This window comes from Romboutsia sp. 13368 (assembly GCF_018336475.1).
Classification (GTDB): domain Bacteria; phylum Bacillota; class Clostridia; order Peptostreptococcales; family Peptostreptococcaceae; genus Romboutsia.
Map to the genome: position 1 here is coordinate 1,551,533 of NZ_CP048741.1, position 4,928 is coordinate 1,556,460.

The 4,928-nt window shown below is 28.4% G+C and carries 4 protein-coding genes; 1 reads left to right on the forward strand and 3 read right to left on the reverse strand.

The genetic code is table 11. The features are described from left to right. The first annotated feature begins 107 nt into the window (after positions 1-107). Entirely contained in the window at positions 108-1,772 is a 1,665-nt protein-coding gene (locus G3997_RS06255) for a glutamine--tRNA ligase/YqeY domain fusion protein (RefSeq protein WP_296644535.1), read from the forward strand. Between the two features lie 75 nt (positions 1,773-1,847). Here the strand turns inward: G3997_RS06255 and G3997_RS06260 are convergent, their stop codons facing one another. The 3 genes from G3997_RS06260 to G3997_RS06270 all read right to left on the reverse strand — a co-directional run bounded on the left by G3997_RS06260 (position 1,848) and on the right by G3997_RS06270 (position 4,801). Further along, the gene (locus tag G3997_RS06260; protein ID WP_296644538.1) at positions 1,848-2,735 is read right to left on the reverse strand and encodes a YegS/Rv2252/BmrU family lipid kinase; all 888 of its coding nucleotides are present in this window, start codon (positions 2,733-2,735) and stop codon (positions 1,848-1,850) included. A gap of 85 nt (positions 2,736-2,820) precedes the next feature. Beyond that, positions 2,821-3,462 (reverse strand): lactate utilization protein, encoded by a 642-nt coding sequence (locus tag G3997_RS06265; protein ID WP_296644544.1) that lies wholly within the window; start codon positions 3,460-3,462, stop codon positions 2,821-2,823. Positions 3,463-3,517: 55 nt separating this feature from the next. Beyond that, on the reverse strand, positions 3,518-4,801 hold the full coding sequence (locus G3997_RS06270; protein WP_296644550.1) for a 4Fe-4S dicluster domain-containing protein: 1,284 nt from the start codon (positions 4,799-4,801) through the stop codon (positions 3,518-3,520). Positions 4,802-4,928: the final 127 nt, after the last annotated feature.

The following is a 4,928-nucleotide window of genomic DNA, read 5'->3' on the forward strand; positions in this document are numbered from 1 at the left end:
AATTACATCTTTANTTTTTTTTAATATTAGATTAAAATGAATAATATGTATTATAGTATCTTTACATACTATTTATAGAAATTTAATTAATTGAGAGGTATTATATAATGTCAAATGAAACTAATTCATCTAACTTTATAAAAAACATTATTATAAATGATTTAGAAACTGGAAAACATGATAGCATTATAACTCGTTTTCCACCTGAGCCAAATGGTTATTTACATATAGGACATGCAAAAAGTATATGCTTAAACTTCGGACTTGCAAAAGACTTTAAAGGAAAAGTTAATTTAAGATTTGATGATACAAATCCTTTAAAAGAAGACGTAGAATACGTAAACTCTATAAAAGAAGATGTTAAGTGGTTAGGATTTGACTGGAACAACTTATACTTTGCATCTGATTACTTTGAAGAGATGTACAACAGAGCAGTTCTTTTAATAAAAAAAGGAAAAGCTTATGTATGTGACTTAACATTTGAAGAAATGAGAGAATATCGTGGTACTTTAACAGAACCAGGTAAAGAAAGTCCTTACAGAAATAGATCTGTTGAAGAAAACTTAGAATTATTTGAAAAAATGAAAAACGGAGAATTTAAAGATGGAGAAAAAGTTCTTAGAGCTAAGATAGATATGTCTTCTCCTAACATAAACTTTAGAGACCCTGTAATATACAGAATAGCACACTCTACTCACCACAATACTGGTGATAAATGGTGTATATATCCAATGTATGCATTCGCTCATCCACTAGAAGATGCTATAGAAGGAATAACTCACTCTATATGTACTTTAGAATTCGAAGACCAAAGACCACTATACGATTGGGTTGTTAGAGAATGTGAAATGGAATCTACTCCAAGACAAATAGAGTTTGCTAGACTTAACCTTACAAATACTGTTATGAGTAAGAGAAAGTTAAAGCAACTTGTTGATGAAGGTGTTACTGATGGATGGGATGATCCTCGTATGCCGACTATATCAGGTCTTAGACGTAGAGGATACACTCCTGATGCTATACGTAAATTCTGTGCTGAAATAGGTGTATCTAAAGCTGACTCTAAAGTTGATAGTCAAATGCTTGACTTCTTCGTAAGAGAAGACTTACAACAAAAAGCTCCACTTGTTATGGGTGTTGTTAATCCATTAAAATTAGTTATAACTAACTATCCTGAAGGTCAAACTGAAATGATAGAACTTGAAAACAATGCAAAAGATGAATCTCAAGGTACTAGATTAGTTCCATTCGGAAGAGAATTATACATTGAACAAGAAGACTTCATGGAAGAACCAGTAAAAAAATACTTCAGATTATTCCCTGGAAATGAAGTTCGTTTAAAAGGTGCATATTTTGTTAAATGTACAGATGTTATAAAAGATGAAAACGGAAATGTAGTTGAAGTACATTGTACTTATGACCCAGAAACTAAGAGTGGTTCAGGATTTACAGGACGTAAAGTAAAATCTACAATACAYTGGGTAGAAGCAAATACTGCTGTTCCTTGTGAATTTAGATTATACGAACCATTAATACTTGATGATGCTCCTGAAAATGAAGGAAAGCACTTCTTAGAACAAATAAATCCAAGTTCTATGGAAATATTACAAGGATTTGCTGAGCCTACTCAAATAAAGGATGCAAAACCATTAGATAAGTTCCAATTTGTAAGAAATGGATTCTTCTCTGTAGATACAAAATATACTACTGATGATAAGTTAGTGTTTAATAGAGTTGTTCCATTAAAGAGCTCTTTTAAACCTGGAAAATAAATAAAAAAAGTCTGCTAATTTAGCAGACTTTTTTATTTGTTATTTTACTCCAAAATTAGCAGACTTTTTTATTTGTTATTTTACTCCAAGTATTTTTATTCCACCTTCTATACATTTTATATTAAGTGGAAAATCTGGACCTTTTTCTCCATCAATATCAGTTACTAATTCATCCATACATTCAATATGTATTTCTTTTGTTTTAAAATATAATATATCATCTTCATTTGATTTTTCTAGGTGCTCTCCTCTTAATACATTTATAAATATAGGTATAGACTTAGGAATTGGCATATCTTTAAAAATAATTACGTCTAAATATCCATCATCTAACTCAGCTTTATACGCTAAATTTAAGTTACCTGCTGTTTTACCATTAAAAACTAACATAAGGTACATATTACCTTTATACTCTACTTCTTCAGATTTTACTTTTATATTAAAAGCTCTTAAATGAAGTGCTTGTTCTATTCCTGTTATATAATATGCTACCTTTCCCATATAATTTTTAAAATCTGGGTTTATCTTTTGTGATACATCTGTAAACATTCCACAACTTGCAACATTTATAAAATATTTATCATTGATTTTACCTATATCAAAAGCTTTTGGTTTATAATTTATAATATTTTCTAAACCTTGCTTTATATCAAATGATAAACCTAAAGAATGTGCAAAATCATTAGCAGTTCCAACAGGAAGTATTCCTACTGGTAAATCTATATTTAAGCGTTTCATTGTATTTATAATAATGTCTATAGTTCCATCTCCACCTGCTAATAATAAATGGTCATATGTATCATCTATATCTAAAAAGGCTTTATCTATACACTCATTTTTATTTATTCTATATGGTATAAGTGTGATGTTATACATTTGATATATATTTATTATAAAATCTAAATTATTCACTATGGATTTTTCACCTGAGTTTGGATTATATATAAATTTTGCTTTTCTCATGAATCCTCCTTTAAAAATTAACCTTTAAGATATATATACTATCTATAAAAGGATATACCTTTATTTTAGTATATCCTTTATTTTATTAATAACCAAAACTTTCATTTAAAAATATTACATGAATTCTATCTGCAGTTCTTTGTCTTTTTATAACTGTGTATTCACAACATATTCTGTCTGAACTATTGCAATCCATGCAGTGTCCTTTTATCTTACATGGTGTATTAGTGTCTAATCTTTTAGCATTAGCTGGTGCACACATACTTTTATTACGTTCAACAGCTTCATTTATATCTTTTACTATCTTGTTAACTCCAGTAACTACTATAACTTTATCAGGACCATAAAGCATAGCTGCAACTCTATTTCCATTTCCATCTACATTGTATAATTCACCATTTTCAGTTATTGCATTAGTACTTGTAAAGAATGCATCTGCACTAAAAGTTTTTCTATATAATTCTTTTAAATCATCTTTACTTAAATTGCCTTCATATCTATCTAAAAAGTTAAATCTTCCACTTCTTAAATGGTCTATAACCCCTGTTTCAAATAATGTCATTGAGCCTCCACAACTAACTGTATCCCCTTCAGTTGTAATAGCATCTATTATTTTTATAAGCTCATCTTTATTATTTACAAGATAGCCTTTCATATTATTATTTTCTAATGCTTTTATTGTATTTTGTATTTTTGTTTCATTCACCCAAGCTACATACTTATCCATAAACATTCTCCCACCTAACCTATATTCATATTTTTATAATAACATATTTTATAAATTACTTTGATTTTTTTATTTCAGGCTTTTTCATACTCAATAATTTATCTAAGTAAGTAGATTTTAATTGTTCATTAGCTAAAGCTCTTTTAGCTGGTTCTAATTTTAATATAGCTGATAAAATTGCTCCCATAGCTCTATGGCTACTTAAAGCTTCATTATCAAATATAAGATTTTGTAACTGGCCTTTTTCAATAGCCATTAAAACTGCCCTATGAACTGAATTTGCAGGTGTTATTATTTTTTCCTTACGCTTTCTAAGTGTGATACATTTTTTAGGACAATTTCTAACACATACTCCACATCCTAAGCATCTATCTTCATCAATTTCTATAATTTCTTTACCATTTTCAACTTTCTTACTTATAGCATCTATAGGACATACCTTTATACATTTTCCACAATTTACGCAAGAATCTTGATTTATCTCTGGTATAAAACTTGTAGTTTGAACAGGATTCATACTACCAAATTTTTTAGCTGCAACTAAAGCCTCACAACAACATCCACAACAGTTACATATAAATGTTACTCCAGTTCTTACATTCTCTCCACATTGAACTAAGTTGTGTTCATATGCTTGATGTAAAAGTTCTTTACATTCAGATGCATCTACTCTTCTTGCAAAGTTATTTTTTATTAAAGAATTTGCTACATTGTTAAATGTCATGCATATATCCATAGGTGCGTCACAGCCTTTTCCAACATGGCTCATTCTATGTCTACAATAGCACATACTTATACCAATATGTTTTGATTCTTCTATAATATGAGTTGCTCTTTCATAATCTAAAATTGTAACTTCATTATCATTAGTTAATACTTCTTCTTGTACGTATATTCTACCAAGCTTAGTTTCTGTTGAATAAAATAGCTCTTTTATAAAGTCTTCTTCTTCATTTATATATTGATAATAAAGCTCTGCTAAAAGTTTTTGATCTATATCTTGTCTAGTTCTCATCATTGAAAATTCAAAAAATCCAGCCATTGGAGGCGGTAATATGTATTTTTTCCCCTTATCATCTTCTATATCTAATATTATTGCTTTCTTAGCTAAATTATCTAATACTTTATATGCTTCACTTTGGCTCATATTCCAAATATTCGCTGCTGTTTTTAATCTAAAGGCTTTTATAGGAAGTTTAGCTACTAATCGTGCTTCTTCTTCTGTAAATAGTATACTTAAAATTTGATATAAAGTTTTCGATGGAGGAGCTCCTTGTGGGAATTTATTTATTCTTTCTTCTAAGCTTTTATAAGCATTTTTAGCAGTTATATGTGACATAACTTACCCCCTCTATTTTTTATTAGAATTATATACATATAATTATTTATTTATAACATAAAATATTAATTAATTCTCTTATACATAATTAACTAYATTTTAAATACAAAATAAATATTAATAATAA